The organism is Nonomuraea fuscirosea, from assembly GCF_003001935.1.
In the GTDB taxonomy this organism is placed as follows: Bacteria; Actinomycetota; Actinomycetes; order Streptosporangiales; family Streptosporangiaceae; genus Nonomuraea; species Nonomuraea fuscirosea.
Map to the genome: position 1 here is coordinate 178,162 of NZ_PVNG01000026.1, position 19,339 is coordinate 197,500.

Annotated in this window: 15 protein-coding genes and 1 tRNA gene; 4 read left to right on the forward strand and 12 right to left on the reverse strand. The window is 70.1% G+C overall.

Annotated features, from left to right (window positions below; genetic code table 11):
• Positions 1–297: 297 nt before the first annotated feature.
• From B0I32_RS45900 to B0I32_RS45915, 3 genes are all read left to right on the forward strand, one after another.
• Positions 298–651, forward strand: a complete 354-nt coding sequence (locus B0I32_RS45900) for an SPW repeat domain-containing protein (protein ID WP_106250471.1) — start codon at positions 298–300, stop codon at positions 649–651.
• A 1,325-nt stretch (positions 652–1,976) separates the two neighbouring features.
• Entirely contained in the window at positions 1,977–3,233 is a 1,257-nt protein-coding gene (locus B0I32_RS45910) for a glycosyltransferase family 2 protein (protein ID WP_106250473.1), read from the forward strand.
• Between the two features lie 87 nt (positions 3,234–3,320).
• The gene (locus tag B0I32_RS45915) at positions 3,321–3,653 is read left to right on the forward strand and encodes a hypothetical protein (RefSeq protein ID WP_106250474.1); all 333 of its coding nucleotides are present in this window, start codon (positions 3,321–3,323) and stop codon (positions 3,651–3,653) included.
• A gap of 1,910 nt (positions 3,654–5,563) precedes the next feature.
• Here the strand turns inward: B0I32_RS45915 and B0I32_RS45920 are convergent.
• From B0I32_RS45920 to nadD, 4 genes are all read right to left on the reverse strand, one after another.
• Positions 5,564–5,636 (reverse strand) — tRNA-Ala (locus tag B0I32_RS45920).
• 210 nt (positions 5,637–5,846) lie between these two features.
• Positions 5,847–6,476 carry a histidine phosphatase family protein gene (locus B0I32_RS45925; RefSeq protein ID WP_106250476.1) on the reverse strand — a complete coding sequence of 210 codons (630 nt, stop codon included), beginning with the start codon at positions 6,474–6,476 and terminating at the stop codon, positions 5,847–5,849.
• Positions 6,477–6,546: 70 nt separating this feature from the next.
• Positions 6,547–6,942 (reverse strand): ribosome silencing factor, encoded by a 396-nt coding sequence (rsfS, locus tag B0I32_RS45930; protein ID WP_106250478.1) that lies wholly within the window; start codon positions 6,940–6,942, stop codon positions 6,547–6,549.
• 94 nt (positions 6,943–7,036) lie between these two features.
• Positions 7,037–7,651, reverse strand: a complete 615-nt coding sequence (gene nadD / locus B0I32_RS45935) for a nicotinate-nucleotide adenylyltransferase (RefSeq protein ID WP_106250480.1) — start codon at positions 7,649–7,651, stop codon at positions 7,037–7,039.
• 87 nt (positions 7,652–7,738) lie between these two features.
• Here nadD and B0I32_RS45940 point away from each other — a divergent pair, with 87 nt between their 5' ends.
• Complete coding sequence (locus tag B0I32_RS45940; protein WP_181308514.1) at positions 7,739–8,770, forward strand: M48 family metallopeptidase; 1,032 nt, start codon at positions 7,739–7,741, stop codon at positions 8,768–8,770.
• 125 nt (positions 8,771–8,895) lie between these two features.
• Here B0I32_RS45940 and B0I32_RS45945 read toward each other — a convergent pair whose 3' ends face one another.
• From B0I32_RS45945 to B0I32_RS45975, 8 genes are all read right to left on the reverse strand, one after another.
• A complete protein-coding gene (locus tag B0I32_RS45945) occupies positions 8,896–10,833 on the reverse strand; it encodes a serine/threonine protein kinase (protein ID WP_106250481.1) in 1,938 nt (645 codons plus the stop codon).
• Between the two features lie 82 nt (positions 10,834–10,915).
• Positions 10,916–11,092 (reverse strand): hypothetical protein, encoded by a 177-nt coding sequence (locus B0I32_RS58360; protein ID WP_181308516.1) that lies wholly within the window; start codon positions 11,090–11,092, stop codon positions 10,916–10,918.
• A gap of 50 nt (positions 11,093–11,142) precedes the next feature.
• Complete coding sequence (locus tag B0I32_RS45950; RefSeq protein ID WP_106250483.1) at positions 11,143–12,417, reverse strand: glutamate-5-semialdehyde dehydrogenase; 1,275 nt, start codon at positions 12,415–12,417, stop codon at positions 11,143–11,145.
• 78 nt (positions 12,418–12,495) lie between these two features.
• The gene (proB, locus tag B0I32_RS45955) at positions 12,496–13,614 is read right to left on the reverse strand and encodes a glutamate 5-kinase (protein ID WP_397026670.1); all 1,119 of its coding nucleotides are present in this window, start codon (positions 13,612–13,614) and stop codon (positions 12,496–12,498) included.
• 215 nt (positions 13,615–13,829) lie between these two features.
• A complete protein-coding gene (gene obgE / locus B0I32_RS45960) occupies positions 13,830–15,182 on the reverse strand; it encodes a GTPase ObgE (RefSeq protein WP_106250485.1) in 1,353 nt (450 codons plus the stop codon).
• A gap of 148 nt (positions 15,183–15,330) precedes the next feature.
• Positions 15,331–15,591, reverse strand: coding sequence for a 50S ribosomal protein L27 (gene rpmA, locus B0I32_RS45965; RefSeq protein WP_106250486.1), 261 nt, complete (start codon positions 15,589–15,591; stop codon positions 15,331–15,333).
• 15 nt (positions 15,592–15,606) lie between these two features.
• A complete protein-coding gene (gene rplU, locus B0I32_RS45970; RefSeq protein ID WP_080046162.1) occupies positions 15,607–15,909 on the reverse strand; it encodes a 50S ribosomal protein L21 in 303 nt (100 codons plus the stop codon).
• Positions 15,910–16,125: 216 nt separating this feature from the next.
• On the reverse strand, positions 16,126–18,972 hold the full coding sequence (locus B0I32_RS45975; RefSeq protein WP_342751840.1) for an Rne/Rng family ribonuclease: 2,847 nt from the start codon (positions 18,970–18,972) through the stop codon (positions 16,126–16,128).
• Positions 18,973–19,339: the final 367 nt, after the last annotated feature.

Sequence of the window (19,339 nt, forward strand, 5' to 3'; positions counted from 1 at the left end):
AGCGGTCCTTTCACCTTTCGGCACTCCCGCCACAGCTTTCCCACCGTCAACCCCCAGGTCAAGGAGATTTCGGAAGAAATTTTCTAACAAGTCGGACATCTAGAAAATTGTTTTCGTCTGCGGTATCTATGGATGGTTGCCCCTGTCCCAGCTCCGCACAAACGCTGTGGCGCACCTCACACCACGCAATCGCACGCCACCGCACGAACCCGGGAATCACCACCCCTCCCAGGGAGTTTCACCTGATCGACTGACCAAAAGGCCAGCCTCTCGCATAAGCCACACGCGGAGGTCCTCATGAAGGCATGGTCACGCTGGCAGGACTGGGCAACCCTGGTCGCCGGCCTCTACGCGGCACTCTCCCCGATCTGGGTCGCCGGCGCCTCGGGCGCCGCCCCCTCACTGATCGTGCTGGGCGCCCTCATCGTGCTCACGTCCATCGCCGCCCTCGCCGGCCCGGGCGCCGTGGCCACGGAATGGCTCAACGCCCTGTGGGGCGTCCTGCTCTTCATCGCACCGTGGGCCATCACGTACACCCAGGGCCAGGGGGCGTCGTGGACGTCCTGGGTCATCGGCGTCCTCACGGTCGCCCTGAGCCTGACCGCCCTCCCATCCAGCAGAGCAGCCCACCACCGAGCCGTCCAACACTGACCCACCCAAAAAGGGCCGGGCCGCATTTGCGGCCCGGCCCTCACCCTTCCCACCCACAACCAGCAACCACCCACCCGGGGCAACCCAAAGACCCCCACCCCCACGAAGCCGCCCGCACGAGCACACCCGAAGAGCCGCCCTCCACACGCAACCCCCTGAAGAGCTACCACCCACACAGAAGCGCCCGCCCGCAGACACCCGCACGCAGACACCCGAAGAGTTGCGCTCTGCGGGGCCCCCGAAGAGCTACCCGCCACACGGAGCCGTCCGCACTCAGACACCCGAAGAGTCACGATCCGCAGGACCCCCAACAGCCACCAGCTACCAGCCACACGAAGCCGTCCACATGGGATGTCCGCATACAGACGCCCGCACAGAGACGCCCGAAAAGTCGCGGTCCGCAGGGGATCCCCAGCGCCACCACCCAACTGGGAAGCGCCCGCGAGGTCACGCCCGGTCACATCCAGCAGACCAACGCCGCTCCCGCCCACTCAGCCCTGTCGCCCCAGCCATGCCGACGATGCGCAACAAGCTCATCCACCCACCACCCAGCGCACCCTAACCGGCTACGAGGCCCCGGCCCACAAAGCGGACCACTGCCCTAACCGACGGCCTGCACCGTCCACCCACTCCAGCCCTACGCCTCCCAACTCCCCTTCCCCGCTCACCGCGCCCACTGTGACGCCCCCGCAGCCGTCACTCCTTCACGCTGCATCACCCCGACCACCCACCCACCACACCGCCGCAAGCCCCTACCGCCGTCGCTCCCCAACCCATCACCCCGACCTCCGCTCAACGCGCCCGCGGTGGCACCCCAGGCGTTACTCATACGCCGCTATCCCGGACCTCGCCACCTCACCCGGCTCTGAACCTCCCCAGTCATCACCCCACGCGGCCACCCACGCCACCACCAGATGACTGACCGCCCACCCTCGATCCCTCCACCGCCTGCCACCCCGGCACCCGCTGTCCACAGGCGACAGCCCCCGCAGACCCTCGATCCACAGAACCCGATTCGGCCCCATCCAACCCGACCACCGAAGTGCATCCTCATACCCGCACGGCGGCACCACGCCGTCCCATCACGACAAGGGAGACACGAGGATGCCCGGAGGCCCGCCCACACTCGGCTTCAGTCTGCTCATCTACGCAGCAGTAGCGCTGATCGCCCTGATCGCGCCCAAGCTGAGGAGGCGTCGCGACAGATGAGCGCCCAACCCCCGCCCACCACGCCACCCCCGCCCCTACCGACCCCGCAGCTCCCATCAAGCCTGTCCATCCCACCGACCTTGCCAACCCCGCAGCCCTTGCCAATCCCCCAGACCATGCCGATCACAGAAACCCAGCCGATCCCGCAGCCGCGGCCGATCCCACAGCCCCGGCCGATCACACAGACTCTGCCAACCACCGAGCCATCACCAAACCGACAAACACCAGCGACACAATCCGCACAATCCGCACAACCCGCACAACCTGGTCATCCGGCACAAGCCGTACACGCGACAGACCCCGCCGTCGGCGCCGCCCCGCTGACCCTCACCCTCACCGTCATCGTCCCCGCCCACAACGAGGAGCAGGGCCTACCCGCCACCTTGCGCTCCATCCAGGCCCAGTCGACCCCACCAGAGAAGATCATCGTGGTGGACGACGGCTCGACCGACCGCACAGGCGAGATCGCCGCCTCCTACGGCGTCACAGTGCTCCGCCCACCGCACAACCTGGGCAGCAAGGCCAGGGCCCAGAACCACGCGCTCCCCCACTGCGACACCGACCTGATCCTGGCCGTGGACGCCGACACCGTCCTCGCCCCCGACTACATCGAGCGCATCAAGCCCGCCTTCGCCGACCCGGCCGTCAACGTGGCGGCGGGCAACGTACAGACGAGGTTCGCCCGCACACCATGGGAGCGAGGCAGATCCACCGAATACCTCTTCGGCTTCCACTGGCACCGGCCGATCCAGCAACTCGCGAACAGTCCCATGGTCTGCTCAGGCTGCTGCTCGGCGTTCAGACGCACGACCCTCACCGAATCCGGCGGCTTCCCCGAGCGCACCATCGTCGAGGACATGGACTACACCTGGAGCCAGCAGGGCGCCGGCCACCGAGCGGTCTACGTCTCCGGCGCCGTCGCCTGGGCCGCCGACCCGGAGAGCCTCACCTACCTCCGCAAGCAGGTCTGGCGCTGGATGGCCGGCTTCATGCAGAACGTCCGCCTCCACCTCCCGCGCCTGCTCGTCCACAAGCCCATGCTCGCCACCTGGATCGTCATCGCCCTGCTGGAAATCGTCCTGGCCCCGCTGTGGTGGGCGACCCCGCTGGTCCTCACCCTGGCGCTGCACGAGCCGCCGACCCGCACGCTCGCCTGGTGGGCGGGCGGCGAACTGCTCCTCACCGTGCCGATCCTCTTCTACGCGGCCAAACGCCGCCGCCTCCCTGTAGGCAGGGTCCTGCTCAACCTGCCCTTCGTCTACCTCAACAAGGCCGTGAACCTCTACTACGCCTGGAAGGCCCTCCTGGTCGAGCTGATCCTCGTACCCCTACACCTGTCCCGAGGCCTGCTCGTCTACGAAAAGGGCCGCTGACCACGTCTCAGTAGCAGCACAGTTACTCTCAGTAGCCATAGGATGTGGGCTCGTCCAAGCCTCCGCACCACCGAAGGGACGAGCCACATGATCACTCGCACCGCCACCACCGCTCTCGCCGCCCTCACCCTGACCCTGGCGCCATGCTTCCCGGCCGTCGCGGCCACCGGCACGTTCGCCTACAGCTTCCCCGCCTCGTACGGCACAGACACCGGCCACCTGCACAACCCGAGGAGCGGCGCGTGCATCGACATCCCTGAGATCCGCTACTCCGACGACAGCGCCCACACCCCACGCAACGACACCGACTCCACCGCCACCCTCTTCATGGGCCCCGACTGCTCCGGCCCCTACTACTCGCTCCGCCCCGGCGGCAGGGGTTCCGACAGGCTCTTCCTCAGGTCAGTCGTCTTCTCCTGACCACCACGAAAACCAGAAAGGGCGGGCACCAAGCCCGCCCCCATCAAAGCAGCAACCCTGAACGAGCTCACCCCACCTCGCCACGCTTGAATAAAGCTGAGCCCCCACCACCGAGCCCCAATGAACCCCACCTATGAACCCTGTGGCCTCATTCCAGCAATCGCCACACTTGAAAGAGCTGGCCCCGCCGCTGAGCCCGACAATGAACCCAGCACCGGACCCAGCACTGGACGGGGGATTGCGCCCGGCGCTGGACCGGACGCCGGATCGGGCACTGTGCCCGGCATCGGACCGGGCACTGAACCCGGCACCGGACCCGGCATTGTGCCCGGCGCTGAGGGTGCCACTAAGCCGCCACGGGACCTGGCCCTGAACCCTTGACCACCAAGTGGACGGCGGCATGAGCACACCAGCTCTGCCGACCAACTCGCAGGCAAGGGCGTCACCCCGCTGACGTGACCACCAACCAGGACCGCCATAGCCATCAGCCTGGATCTCTGGCGGCCACCTTCAGGATGATCCCCATCCGGCCACCCACCCTCGCAAGCGTTCTTCAGCGAGCCCGGATCCGATCTGACGGTCGGAGTGTTTCCGACGGAGAACGGACGGCCTCCATCGGAAACACCCCACCTCACTTGTCCGTCGGCAGACTGGTCACCTTCACCGGCTTCACCCTGCAAATCCTGACAGACATGACACACTCCCCATTCTTGTTTCCAACTGCGCACACGCCTTGCCATGGGGTGAGGACGCCCGTCGCGTCGCGGCAACCATGCGACGTGATCCCATGGCGCTGAATCCGGCCCTGCGTCCTTGCTGCTCACAGCAGACACCGCCGACCAGCACTCATCGAACCGAGAAAAGCGCAGGCCAATGAATCGGCACTCTCCGCGCAGAGGCCATCCTGTTTCCCACGCCCGTCCCCGCCCCCAGAGGGAGATTAATGTCAGGCCGCCGACGGCAATATCCAGTGAACGTCCGATCGATTGCGTTTTATGGATACAGGTATTGCGGCGAAACTGACCGCCGACAACGAACACGCCCGGACAGCCACAGATAGCGGCGTCGAAGCCGTCCCGTCCAGATGAGCACGAGTGCCGTCCAGACGGGCACAAGGTACGGCGCCGTCCAGGTGAGCACCAGACCCGACCCCGTCCAGCCGGGCATCAGGCCCAGCACCATCCAGATAGGCACGGGGCGTGGTGCCGACGGCCCAGCGCCACGCAGACGCGCACGAGGCCCGGCGCCGTCCAGACGGCACGAGGTGTGACCACGAGGCCCGGCTCCATCCAGACGGGCACGAGGTGTGACCACGAGGCCCGGCGCCGTCCAGACGGGCACGGGGTGTGACCACGAGGCCCGGCGCCGTCCAGACGGGCACGGGGTGTGACGCCGACGGCCCAGCGCCGGAACAGCTACCCCAGGGTGCCGGCTGCCCGCCGTACCAGAGGAGGGCGGAACCAACAGCAGGCCCGACTTCGGCCCGCCCTTCGCTTCCGCCGCTGCAGCACATCCAGGGCTGTGAGAGGCAGCGTGCGAGCCTGGGCCCCACCCTCCGCAGCTTCTCTACGCGCGGTCCTCGCGGAGCGGCCTGGGCGACGGTGAGCGTCCGGCGTCGAAGCCCACGTCGCACACCCGCAGGACGGTCAGCCAGCGCAGCCCAGCGGAGGGCACACCAGCGCGACATTCGCCGATGCCCGTGTCTTGATCGGCATCGCCGACTTACCGGATCCGCAGGCCGACGATCGCGTCGACCGCCCAGGCCCCCTCTCGGGACCCGCTGGCACACCGTGACCCCGGGGGCCGCGAACGCGGACAACTACCAACGCTCAAGCCCATTCGAGGCCCCATACGTCCTCGAACAAACAGAACCGCCCCTGCCCGTCACCAGGCAGAGGCGGTTCGTTTTGTGGAGCTATGGGGATTCGAACCCCAGACCTCCTCCATGCCATGGAGGCGCGCTACCAACTGCGCCATAGCCCCTGGTCACCGCTTCGAGTCCACCCGTTGCGGCGCTCCGAGAGCATATAGCCATCCGCCCCGATTCACCTAATCGCCCGCCCCGGCACCACGACAGCCAGACAACCACACGGGAGCGGGACGGCACTGCCCGAGAACGCCAGAGAAAGCGACGGAAGCAGGGGTCGTAGCGGCGCGGAAGCCCGTACGGCCCCCGAGCCGTACGAACCGCGCTCAGACCTCGGCTTCGGGCTTGTCGTCGCTGTGCACCGGCTCCGGCAGGGTGCCGGCGTTGTGCTCCAGCAGCCGCCACCCTCTGCGCCCTTCATGCAGCACAGACCAGGAGCAGTTGCCCAGCCCGCCCAGCGCCGGCCACAGCTCCTCGGGCAGCCCGAGCAGTTCGCAGATCCCGAGCCGCAGCGCGGCCCCGTGTGAGGCCACGACCAGCAGCCCGTCGTCGTCGAGCCGAGAGGCCCAGCGGCGCATCGCGCCGGCCACCCTTCCGGCCACGTCGGTGACGGGTTCGCCGTCCGGCGCCTCCCACGCCGCGTACTCGTGGGGCCAGCGCGCGGCGATCTCCTCGCGCGTGAGCCCCTCCCACTGACCTCCGCCGCGCTCGCGGAAGTCCTTGTCGACGGCCACCTCCAGCCCGACGATGCGCCCCAGCGCCAGCGCGGTGTCGTTGGCCCGCTGCAGGTCGGAGGAGACGATCAGGGTGGGCCGGAGCGAGGCGAGCAGCGAGGCCGCCCTCGCGGCCTGCGCGACGCCGGTTTCGTCGAGGGGGATGTCGGAGTGACCTTGGAATCGCTGCTCGACGTTCCACAGTGTCTGCCCGTGACGCAGACACACGATCCTCTTACTCATGCAGATTCCTCGCCGGGACGCTCGAAATCCGGATGAGTGTCACTACCGGGTCCGGTGATGGTCGGTTCGCTCACGCGCGCGCCCGCTGGAGGTTGGCCTGCAGGACGCTCTCCGGCAGCGCGATGGCCGGGCAGTCCTTCCACAGGCGCTCGAGCGCGTAGAAGGTACGGTCTTCTTCGTGCTGGACGTGCACGACGATGTCGATGTAGTCGAGCAGCACCCAGCGCCCTTCGCGCTCGCCCTCACGGCGGACGGGCTTGGCGTCGGCCTCGGTGCGCAGCCGCTCCTCGATCTCGTCGACGATGGCGCGGACCTGGCGGTCGTTGGTGGCGGAGCAGAGCAGGAAGGCGTCGGTGATGACGAGCTGTTCGCTCACGTCGTACGCGAGGATGTCATCGGCCAGCTTGTCGGCCGCGGCTTCCGCGGCGATGCGCACGAGCTGGACGGATCTGTCAGATGCGGTCACGATGCGGGTCTGTCCTCCTGTGTCGGCAGCATGCCCATATGTTGAGGGTACCCTTCCAGCCCGAAACCCCTCACCTACGCCACGACAGGCTTGTTCAGCCTCCCTGATAGAGGCCGCGTTTGTTGATGTACTGGACGATTCCATCGGGCACCAGATACCAAATGGGCTCGCCCTTTGCCACCCGCTGACGGCACTCTGACGAGGAAATGGCCAGCGCGGGGATTTCCAGCAACGTCACGCGGCCTTCCGGCAGGCCAGGGTCGTGCAGGGTGTGCCCGGGACGCGTACAGCCGACGAAATGCGCGAGCTCGAAGAGCTCGTCGGCCTCCTGCCAGCCGAGTATCGCGCCGAGCGCGTCGGCGCCGGTGATGAAGTACAGGTCGACCGCAGGTCCGTAGATTTCCGCGATATCCCGCAATGTGTCGATCGTGAACGTCGGCCCCGGCCGATCCACATCCACCCTGCTGACGGAGAACCGGGGGTTCGACGCGGTCGCGATGACCGTCATCAGATAGCGGTCCTCCGGCGCCGACACCTCACGCCCGGACTTCTGGTACGGCCGTCCGGTCGGTACGAAAACGACCTCGTCGAGTTGAAAGTGGTGAGCCACCTCGCTGGCGGCGACGAGGTGCCCGTGGTGGATGGGGTCGAAAGTCCCACCCATCACACCCACTCGCCGCTTCCCCTGCACACCAGGCGCGTTCATCATGAAACGGACCTTACGCGGGGGCTGTATCACAACATGATGGGACCCCCCTTCGTGATGACCGCGCATCACTTCAGTTGCGGACGTAGCATGCCGGGCATGACGACCACCCCGGACCGCAACCGCGTCCAACTGCCCGGCATCTCGTCCCGAGCCTACGAACACCCCGCAGACCGGTCCGCCCTGGTCGCTCTGCGTAAGTTGAGTGGGTTCGACACGGTTCTCAAGCAGATGTCCGGTCTCGTCAGCGAGCGCCGCCTGCGCCTGATGTACCTGGCCTCGGCGGTGCGCGTCAGCGAGACCCAGTTCCGCTCCCTCTACGACATGGGGCGCGACGCCGCCTACACGCTCGACCTGCACCGGATCCCCGAGATCTACGTCCAGCAGGACCCGCAGGTCCAGGCCAAGGCCATCGGCTTCGACGACCCGTTCATCGTCGTGACCACCGGCCTGCTCAACCTCATGAACGAGGAGGAGCAGCGCTTCGTCATCGGCCACGAGACCTCGCACATCCTGTCGGGGCACGCGGTCTACCGGACGATGCTCGACATCCTCACCCGCCTCGCCGCCCGCGTCGCCTGGATCCCGCTCGGCTACATCGGCCTGCGCGCGATCGTCGCGGGCCTGGAGGAGTGGTACCGCAAGTCCGAGCTGTCCTCCGACCGCGGCGGCCTGCTCACGGGGCAGGACCCCGAGGCGGCCAAGCGCGCGCTGATGAAGCTGGCCGGCGGCGACTACACCCACGAGATGAACATCGAGGCGTTCCTGGAGCAGTACCAGGAATACGACACCGCGGGCGACCTTCGCGACGGCTTCCTCAAGGTCCTCAACCTTCTCGGCACCACCCACCCGTTCGCGGTCGTGCGTGTCGCGGAGCTGGACAAGTGGCAGCGCAGCGGCGAGTACGAGCGGATCATCGGCGGCGACTACCCGCGCAGGGAGGACGACCCCAACGCCAGGGTCACCGACGAGATCAAGGCGGCGGCCGAGTCCTACCGCGCGTCCTGGTCCCAGTCGCAGGACCCGTTCATCGGCGTCCTGCGCGACGTGGCCGAGGGCGCGGTCAACGCGGGCGAGCGCATCTTCAACCGCTTCTCCCGCCGCGACGGCGGCCAGGGCTAGCCGGATCGCCACGCGCGGCCGATCCACTTGATCGCCGCGCCGGCCCGCCGCACGCGGCGGCGGGCCGCGGAAAACCCCCGCGATCCGCAGGCCAGAGCTGAAGCATCACGGGCGCGTACAGCAGGTCAGAGCAGCAGCGCGATGGCGCGTACGGCGGCCGCGCACAAGGCGACGAACCCGCCCAGCACCGCCAGCGCCCGCAACCCTTCCCTGCGCAGATCAGGCAGCCGCTGCCCGATCCGTTCGATCTCGCGCCCGGTGATACCACCGCACAACATCCCGAACACCACGCCCGCCACCGTCACGGGCGCGGCCTGCTGCCACCAGTCGGCGTCGATCTGCCCGCCGCCGGTGGCCCAGAGCGCTCCGCCCGCGGCCACCGCGACGGGCACGCCCGGCCACACGACGGCGGTCGCCGCCGCCCCGGTCAGCGCGACGGGGAAGGACAGCACGCGCAGCGTCACCCGGGTACGCCGGGAGCCGCGCTTGCGCACCATCCAGTGCCCCATCCACAACGTCCTGGTCAGCACCACGAACACGGTCGTGATCGCGATGGAGGCGATCGGCCAGATGACCGAGGCCACCACGCACGGCACGGCCAGCACCGCGAGCAGCAGCAGCGCGCCGTTGCCCGCGGGCAGGGTCGTGGCCGACTGCCCGCGCAGCCCGGTGCCGCGCCTGTCCTGCGGCTTGACGGCGGCCGTCCGGCTCCGTACGGCCGCGGCCGTACGCTGGCGCGAGGCGACCATCTTGGCCCGAGGCCCGGTGTTCTTCGCCTCGCCGCCCGCCCGCCCGCGCGGCACCGGCACTTTGCCCTCGGCCCGGCTGCGAGCCGGCACCGAACCCTTGCCGTCGGCCGCACCCCGGCTCCCGGCGCCACGCCCCGTGCCTTCCGGCGCGGCCCGGCCACTGGTTCGCCCGCTACCCTCCTGAGCAGCCCTGCCGCCAGCCCGTCCAGCAGCGTCGGGAGCGACCCTGCCGCCGGTACGCCCAGCGGCGTCAGGAGCGGTCCGGCCACCGGTACGCCCGGTCCCCTCGGAAGCGACCCTGCCGCCGGTACGTCCAACACCGTCGGGTGCGGTCCGGCCACCGGTACGCCCACGCGGCGGCGGCACCTTCCCCTCGGCCGGCACCGCGTTGGGCCGGCTACGCGCCTTGGCCTCACCGCGCGCCGAGGCCGGCTCCTCCGCGGCACGCCCGCGTGCGTTGCCGGCCTCCTCCGCCGCATCGGCGCGCCCTCCGCCCGCCGGCGGCTCCGTCTCGGTCGCGTTGGTGGCCCTGGCCAGCCTGGACAGCCGGTCGGCCAGCAGCGCCGCCGTCGGCCGCTTGCCCGGCTCCCGGTTGAGCGCGGCGCGTACCAGCGGCAGCAGTTCCACCGGCACGCCCTTGAGGTCGGCCTGCCCGTTCAGCACCGCGTACATCTGCGCCTCGGCCGTGCCGCGCCCGAACGTCGGCCGCCCGGTCGCCGCGAACGCCACCGTGGCCGCCCAGGCGTGCACGTCTGCCGGCGAGTCGACGTGCTCGTCGGCGAAGATCTCCGGCGCGGTGTAGCCGGGCGTGCCGAGGAACGTGCCGGTCATGGTGAGCCGGGTCGCGTCGAGCACCTGGGCGATGCCGAAGTCGATCAGCACCGGCCCCTGGCCGCCCATGATGATGTTGCCCGGTTTGAGGTCACGGTGGACGACCCCGGCCGCGTGGATGATGGCGAGCGCGGCGGCGATGCCCTGGGCCATGTCGACGAGCCCGGCCACGTCGAGGGGGCCGCTCTGGCGCACCTGGTCGAGCAGCGTCACGCCCTCGATGTGCTCCATGACCAGGTACGGCCGGGCGCCGTCCAGGTCCGCGTCGAGGACCTTGGCGACGTACGGGCTCTCGACCCTGCGCAGCGCGCGCACCTCACGCTCCAGCCGGATGCGTGAGGTCTCGTCCTCGGCCAGGTCGTGCAGGACCTTGAGAGCGACCTGCTCGCCACGGCGGGCGCTGGCGAGGTAGACCTCACCCATGCCGCCGCGGCCGAGCCGCTCGATCAGGGTGTACGGCCCGACCTTGCCGAGCTTGCTCACCGTCCCTCCCCGCCCGGCGCAGCCATAAGGGACACAACCCTAGCGCCGGTACGCGAGTTGCCGCTTGAGGCACGCCGATGGATTATCCGCGAGTGTGATCGGTGAGCATGCTGTCCAGCCGGGCGGTGGGCTCCTCCGACAGCCGGCGACGGCCCTTCCTGCGCCAGTTGACGTGGCCCCGGCGCTCCAGCCAGAGCAGCAGCCGATCGGCGCCGAACAGCACCACCACGGAGAAGACGAGGGCGACGACGATTTCCATGGCCCCCAGTCAACCTACGGCGCACGGCGCCGGTCAGGCCGACACGCCGACTAACCGGCCACCACCGTACCCTCTGACGTGCGCAAATGCCCCTCACCCGTATAGATCCACTTGGTCGAGGTGAGCTCGGGCAGCCCCATCGGGCCACGCGAGTGCAGCTTCTGCGTCGAGATGCCGATCTCCGCCCCGAACCCGAACTCGCCGCCGTCGGTGAACCTGGTGGAGGCGTTGACCGCCACGGCCGCCGAGTCGACGAGCGTGACGAACCTGCGGGCGGCTCGCTGCGAACGGGTGACGATGGCCTCGGTGTGGGCGGAGCCGTAGCGCCTGATGTGGGCCACGGCCTCCTCCAGGGAGCCGACGACGGCGGCGGCGATGTCGAGCGAGAGGTATTCGGCGTAGAAGTCGTCCTCGGTCACGGGCACGACGCCGGGCCCGTGGGCGGCGATCCGCTCGTCGCCGTGCACGGTCACGCCCGCTTCGCGCAGCGCCTCCAGGGCCTTCGGCACGAACGCGGCGGCGACGTCCTCGTGCACCAGGAACGTCTCGGCGGCGTTGCACACCGACGGCCGCTGCGCCTTGGAGTTGAGCAGGATCTGCACGGCCAGGTCGACGTCCGCCTCGGCGTCCACGTAGACGTGGCAGTTGCCGACGCCGGTCTCGATCACCGGCACCGTGGACTCCTCGACCACCGAGTTGATCAGGGACGCGCCGCCGCGCGGGATCAGCACGTCGACCAGCCCTCTGGCCCGCATGAGCTCCTTGACGGAGTCGCGGCTGCGGCCGGGCACGAGCTGGACGGCCCCGGCCGGCACCTCGGTGCCCTCCAGGGCCTCCTGCATGATGCGGACGAGGGCGGTGTTGGAGGAGTAGGCGCTGGACGAGCCGCGCAGCAGCGCCGCGTTGCCGCTCTTGAGGCAGAGCGCGGCGGCGTCGACGGTGACGTTGGGGCGGCCTTCGTAGATGATGCCGATCACGCCCAGCGGCACCCTGATCTGGCGCAGCTCCAGCCCGTTGGGCAGCGTCGAGCCGCGCACGACCTCGCCGACCGGGTCGGGCAGGTCGGCCACCTCGCGTACGGCGTCGGCGATGGCGGCTACCCTGGCCTCGTCGAGCCGCAGCCGGTCGACCATGGCCTCGGACGTGCCCTGGGCCCTGGCCCGTTCGACGTCCTCGGCGTTGGCCGCGACGATCTGGGACGTGTGGGCGACCAGGGCGTCGGCGATCGCCCGCAACGCCCGGTCCTTGGGCGCCCGCGGCAGCGGGGCCAGCTCGGCGGCGGCCTCTCGCGCCGCCTGGGCGACCTTCAAGAACTCTGTGCTCATCGCTCTTCCCTCATCACCATGGTCGTCCCGCTCCTCCGCGTGCGCCGGCCGGGAGCGGGGCGGGCCCTCGTCGGGCGTTCAGTTGTGGGCTTCCAGTATGACGATGTCGTCGCGGTGGATGAGCTCGCGTTCGTATTCCGGACCGAGCGTGCTCGCCAGCTCCCTCGTCGAGCGCCCCAGCAGGCCGGGGATCTCGACGGCGTCGAAGTTCACCAGGCCGCGGGCCACCACGAGCCCCTGCGGGCCGCACAGGTCGACCGGATCGCCCGCCGCGAACTCGCCCTCCACCGACGTCACCCCGGCGGGCAGCAGCGACTTGCGCCGCCCCACGATGGCCTCCACCGCGCCTTCGTCGAGGTGCAGCCGGCCGCGCCCGGTGGTGGCGTGCGCGAGCCAGAGCAGGCGCGTGCCCGGATGGCGCCCCCCGGGGTGGAAGTAGGTGCCGACGTCGGCCCCGCCCAGCGCCTGGGCGGCGTGCGCGGCCGCGGTGAGCACCACGGGCACGCCGGCGCCGGTGGCGATCCTGGCCGCCTGCACCTTGGTCACCATGCCGCCGGTGCCGACCGCCGCGCCGTTCTTGCCCAGCTCGACCCCGACCAGGTCCTCCGGGCCGCGGATCTCGGCCAGCCGGCGCGAGCCGCTGCGGCTGGGCGGGCCGTCGTAGAGCGCGTCGACGTCGGACAGCAGCACCAGCGCGTCGGCGTGGATGAGGTGCGCCACCAGCGCCGCCAGCCGGTCGTTGTCGCCGAAGCGGATCTCGTCGGTGGCCACGGTGTCGTTCTCGTTGACGATCGGCACGATGCCCAGCTCCAGCAGCCGCGCGAGCGTGCGCTGGGCGTTGGCGTGGTGGGCGCGCCGCATCATGTCGTCGGCGGTCAGCAGCACCTGCCCCACGCGCAGCGAGTAGCGGGCGAAGGAGGAGGTGTAGCGGGCCACCAGCACGCCCTGCCCGACGGAGGCGGCGGCCTGCTGGGTCGCCAGGTCGCGCGGTCGCGCGCTCAGCCCGAGCGGGCCGAGGCCCGCCGCGATCGCTCCCGAGGAGACCAGGACGATCTGCGTCCCGGTACGGCGCCGCGCCGCCAGCACGTCGACCAGGGCGTCGACGCGATCCACGTCGATCATGCCCTGAGGGGTGGTGAGCGAGGAGGAGCCGACCTTGACGACGACCTTCGACGCTGAGCTGATCTGTTCCCGCACGTCTGGCAGCCTATCCGCTCCCCGAACGCGCCTCGCTACCAGCCGACGATCTTGGCTGCGCCGTCCGCGTAACTTCCTCCACCCGCTGACACGCCACCCGCAGGACCGTCACGTCCGGCTGGTCGTCCGACCCTCGGACCGTCACGTCCGACCGGTCGTCGGACCCGCGAGACCGGCTGTCGGCGGGGCTCGCGAGACCCGCCGCGTCTCTCCGCCTACCCCAGCCGGTTGTCCGACCCGCGCGGCCCCTGCCGCACCGTCTCGGCGCTCAGCGTGGGCTGCCAGTCGAAGACGTAACCGCCCTCCATGGGCCCGATGACCACCTCGGCCCCGGCCTTGGCGCCGAGCTTGGCCAGCTCGACCTCGACCCCGAGCCGTTCGAGCCGGTCACCGAGGTAACCCACCGCCTCGTCGTTGCTGAAGTCGGTCTGCCTGATCCACCGCTCCGGCTTCTCCCCGGTGATCTGGAACAGGTTGTCGTTGACCCGGCGCACCTTGAACCCGGCCGCGCCGAGCTGCTTGGGCCTGATGACCAGCCGGGTCGGCTCCTCGACGGGCTTGTTGGCCCGCGCCGCCGCCACCCATTCGCCCATCGCGTACGACAGCTCCCGCAGCCCGTCACGCGTGGCCGCCGAGATCGTGAACACCTTCAGCCCCCGCGCCTCGAACTCCGGCGCGACCATCTCGGCCAGCTCCCGCGCGTCGGGCACGTCGGCCTTGTTCAGCACGACCAGCCGCGGCCGGTCCTCCAGCTTCCCGTACGCGCGCAGCTCCGCCTCGATCACCTCGTAGTCGGTGACCGGGTCGCGGCCCGGCTCCATGGTGGCGCAGTCGATGACGTGCACGAGCATGTCGCACCGTTCGACGTGCCGCAGGAACTCGTGCCCGAGCCCCTTGCCCTCGGACGCGCCCGGGATCAGCCCGGGGACGTCGGCCACGGTGAACACGTTGTCGCCCGCCGTCACCACGCCCAGGTTGGGGATCAGGGTGGTGAACGGATAGTCGGCGATCTTCGGCTTGGCCGCGCTCAGCGCCGCGATCAGCGAGCTCTTGCCCGCGCTGGGGAAGCCGACCAGCGCCACGTCCGCGACGCTCTTGAGCTCCAGCATGACGTCGAGCTCGTCGCCCGGCTCGCCGAGCAGCGCGAACCCGGGCGCCTTCCGCTTGGTGGTGGCCAGCGCCGCGTTGCCGAGCCCGCCGTGCCCGCCCTCGGCGATCACGTAGCGGGTGCCCGCCCCCACCAGGTCGACCAGCACCTCACCGGTGGCGGAGTCCTTCACCAGGGTGCCGTTGGGCACGGCCAGGACCACGTCCTCACCGTTGGCGCCGTCGCGGTTGGAGCCCTGCCCCTGCTTGCCGTTCGGGGCCTTCCTGTGCGGCCGGTGATGGTAGTCGAGCAGGGTCGCGGTGTTGGGATCAACCTCGAGGATCACGTCGCCCCCGCGCCCGCCATCGCCCCCGTCGGGCCCGCCGAGCGGCTTGAACTTCTCCCGGTGGATGGAGGCGCACCCGTTCCCCCCGTCACCGGCCTTGATGTGAAGGACCACCTGGTCCACAAAGTCCGGCATCCCGCATTCCTCCATCGCCCCACCAGGGGCCTCTCATGTCTGACAACCCATCGCCGACCGGCCCGGGAAACACCAAGGGGTGGATCGCATCCGAACGGATCGATCCACCCCTGAAGCGACGAGCCCGAGGCCGAAGAGCAGGAAGAACCTACTCGGCGGCGACGGGGACGATGCTCACGGCCCTGCGGCCGCGCTTGACACCGAACTGCACGTGACCCGCGGCCAGCGCGAACAGCGTGTCATCGCCACCGCGGCCGACGTTGTCACCGGGGTGGAAGTGGGTGCCACGCTGGCGGACGATGATCTCGCCCGCGTTGACCAGCTGACCACCGAAGCGCTTGACGCCCAGACGCTGGGCGTTGGAGTCACGACCGTTCCGGGTGGACGACGCGCCCTTCTTGTGTGCCATCTCTCAAACTCCCGTTCAGGCCTGCTCGATACCGGTGATCTTCACCTGGGTGTACCGCTGGCGGTGACCCTGGCGCTTCTTGTAACCGGTCTTGTTCTTGTACTTGAGAATGCGGATCTTCGGGCCCTTGGTCTCACCGAGGATCTCGGCGTTGACCGTGAACTTGCCCGCCTCCGTGGTCACATCGCCGTCGTTGACGACGAGCACCGTCGGCAGCGATACCGAAGAGCCGACCTCGCCGGCGACCTTGTCCACCTCGAGGACGTCACCGACGGAGACCTTCTGCTGCCTGCCGCCGCAACGAACGATCGCGTACACCGCGGAACCCTTCTACTGACTCACTGTTGCTGTTCGAACATCAGCTACCTCATCGGAGGTGGCCGCCGAATGCTGCGCCTATCATTCGGCCTGTCTGAAACCCGACGAACCGAGTAAGCGCGCCAACAGGGCACGTCACCTGACGCACCGATTCACCAGGGTACCGGATGAACGGTGCCCCGGCGAACCGGACGGATCGTCGGAAGTCAGCCGAGGTTAGTCGGCCGACTTGGCTCGGCGGGAGCGTCTCCGCCCTCTGCCGGAAGTCTGGCTTGCCTGGTCGTCCTCGGCCGGGACGTCTTCAAGCGCACCGGTCACGGTATCACGGCCGGCGGAGTCCTTGGCCGCGGAAACCTTGTCCGCCACCGCCTTCTCGACCGCCATCTTGCCCTGCGTACCGCGCGGCTCCGGCTTGCTCTCCACCGGCTCGGTGGAAACGAGCAGGCCGCGCCCGTTGCAGCAGTCACACGGCGTCGAGAACGCCTCCAGCAGCCCCTGACCGACCCGCTTACGCGTCATCTGGACCAGGCCCAGCGAGGTGACCTCGGCCACCTGGTGCTTGGTCCTGTCGCGGGCCAGGCACTCCAGCATCCGCCGCAGCACCAGGTCGCGGTTGGACTCCAGCACCATGTCGATGAAGTCGATGACGATGATGCCGCCGATGTCGCGCAGCCGCAGCTGGCGCACGATCTCCTCGGCCGCCTCCAGGTTGTTCCTGGTGACGGTCTCCTCCAGGTTGCCGCCCTGGCCGGTGAACTTGCCGGTGTTGACGTCGACGACGGTCATCGCCTCGGTACGGTCGATCACCAGCGAGCCGCCGCTGGGCAGCCACACCTTGCGCTCCATCGCCTTGCTCAGCTGCTCGTCGATCCGGTACGAGGCGAACACGTCGCCGTGCTCCCCGTCGTCCCACTTCGACAGGCGCTCGGCCAGGTGCGGCGCGACGTACTTGACGTACTCGTCCACCGTCTCCCAGGCGTCGTCGCCCTGCACGACCAGGTTCGTGAAGTCCTCGTTGAACACGTCGCGCACGACCCGGATGGTCAGGTCGGGCTCGGCGGACAGCAGCTCCGGCGGGCTGGCCGACTTGGCCTTCTTCTGGATGTTCTCCCACTGCGCCGACAGCCGGGCCACGTCGCGGGCCAGCTCGTCCTCGGAGGCGCCCTCGGCCGCGGTGCGCACGATCACGCCGGCGTTCTCCGGCATGACCTTCTTCAGGATGCTCTTCAGCCGGGTACGTTCCTTGTCGGGCAGCTTGCGGCTGATGCCGGTCATCGACCCGTCGGGCACGTAGACCAGGTAGCGTCCCGGCAGGCTGATCTGCGAGGTCAGGCGGGCGCCCTTGTGGCCGATCGGGTCCTTCGTGACCTGCACGAGCACCGACTGGCCCGACTTCAGCGCCGACTCGATCCGCTTCGGCTGACCCTCCAGCCCGGCGGTGTCGAAGTTCACCTCACCGGCGTACAGGACGGCGTTCCTGCCCTTGCCGATGTCGACGAACGCCGCCTCCATCGAGGGCAGCACGTTCTGCACCTTGCCGAGATAGACGTTCCCGACGTAGGACTGGCTGGCCTCGCGGTTGACGTAGTGCTCGACGAGCACGCCGTCCTCCAGCACCGCGATCTGCGTACGGTCGCCGACCCGCCGCACGACCATCATGCGGTCGACGGACTCGCGGCGGGCCAGGAACTCCGACTCGGTGATGATCGGCGGGCGCCTGCGGCCGAGCTCGCGACCCTCGCGGCGGCGCTGCTTCTTCGCCTCCAGCCGGGTCGAGCCGCGCACGCTCTGCACGCCGTCGGTCGCGGTGTCGAGCGAGGCCGAACGGCCCGAACGCGGCGCGCGGATGCGCACCACCGTGTTCGGCGGGTCGTCGCTGGCGGGCTCGGAGCCCTCGTCACCGCCCCTGCGGCGACGGCGGCGCCGGCGGCGCGAGGAGGTGGCCTCCTCTTCCTGCGCCTCTTCACCCTGCTCGTCGGAGTCGTCCTCGTCGGACTCCTCGCCGTCCTCGGCGTCGTCCCGCTCGCGCGCCTTGCCGCGGCCCCTGCCGCCCCTGCGGCGGCGCCGGCGGCGGCTGCCGCCCTCTTCCTCCTCCTGCTCGTCGGAGGTGTCGAGGTCGGTCTCCTCCTCGGCCGGCATCTCGTCGACCGGCTCCTCGGCCTCCTCGGCCTCGGGCTCGGCGACGGGCTGCGCCGCCTCTGCCTTACGGGTGACGGCGGGCTTGGCCTTGCTGGGGTCGGGCGCCTGGAACAGCGGCGCGAAGATGGCGGCCGGCCGCTGGAAGGCGGCTCCCGGCTCGTCCTGCCTGCGGGCGGTCATCCCGAACGGGTCGGCGAGCAGGCTGGGGCGCACGTTGTCCTCGTCCAGATCCTCGCCGGCGGGCTCGTCGTCGAGCGGCTCGTCCTCGGGCAGGATCTCCATGATGTCGTCGTCGGCCTCATCGGCCCCGCCCTGCGCCGCCTTGTCACCGGAGACCTCCACGTCCCCGCCGGAAGCGGCCTCAGCAGCGGCTTCGGCAGCCGCCTCTGAAGCGGCCTCGGCGCCGGCCCGCCGACGCGAGCGACCGGCCCGGCCCGCGCGCCCGCCGGTAGCGCTTTCGCCCGCGCCGCCGTCCTGGCCTCCCGCGTCCGTGCCGTCCGCGGCACCGGCGGCCTGCGCCGCCGCACTCACACCGGAGGACGCCTCGTCACGGCCGGGCGCGCCGGAACGCACGTCGCGCTCCCCCGCCTCGTCACCGGCCTCACCGGCAAGCGCACCGGCCTCCGCCTCGGCGGCGGGCGCGACCGTCTCATCCGCCTTCTTGCGGGTCCTGCGCCGCTTCACGGGCTCCTCCGCGGCGGGCTCACCCTCCGGGAGCGCTCCCGGAGCAGCCGCCTCAGCCTCAGCCTCCGCTTCGGCCGTCTTCTTCGTCGTACGCCGCCGCGTCGTCGTGGCGGTGGACCGCGTCCGCGTGGCCCGCTTCGGCTTCTCGGCCGCGGTCTCACCGACGGCCTCACCGACGGCGTCGGCCATGGCGGCCTCGGCCGGGCTCTCCACCGGCGTCACGCCGCTTGCGTCCGGCACACCGCCGGAAACCGCACCAGCCGGACTCGTACCGGCATCGATCACGTCACCGGCCCCCGCGCCGGCGGAAACCGGCGCCGCGGCGGCCGTACCGCCATCAACGGTATCGGCATGAGTAGTGGCGGCGGCGGGCTCACCCGCGGCTCTCTGAGCCGCGGTGCGCTGCACCGGCCGCACCTCGGCCACCGACGGCGCCGTCTGCGCCGCCGCGACCGTGACCGGAACGGAAGCCGGCTCCTCGGGCAGCTCCGGCGGAGGACCCGCGGGGCGGCTGGCGGAGCGGCGACGCTTCGTCACCTCTGGCTGTTCAATTGTCTCCCCGTCAGGGCCAGTGGCCCCGGCGTTGGGCTCGTTGTCGAGCATGCGG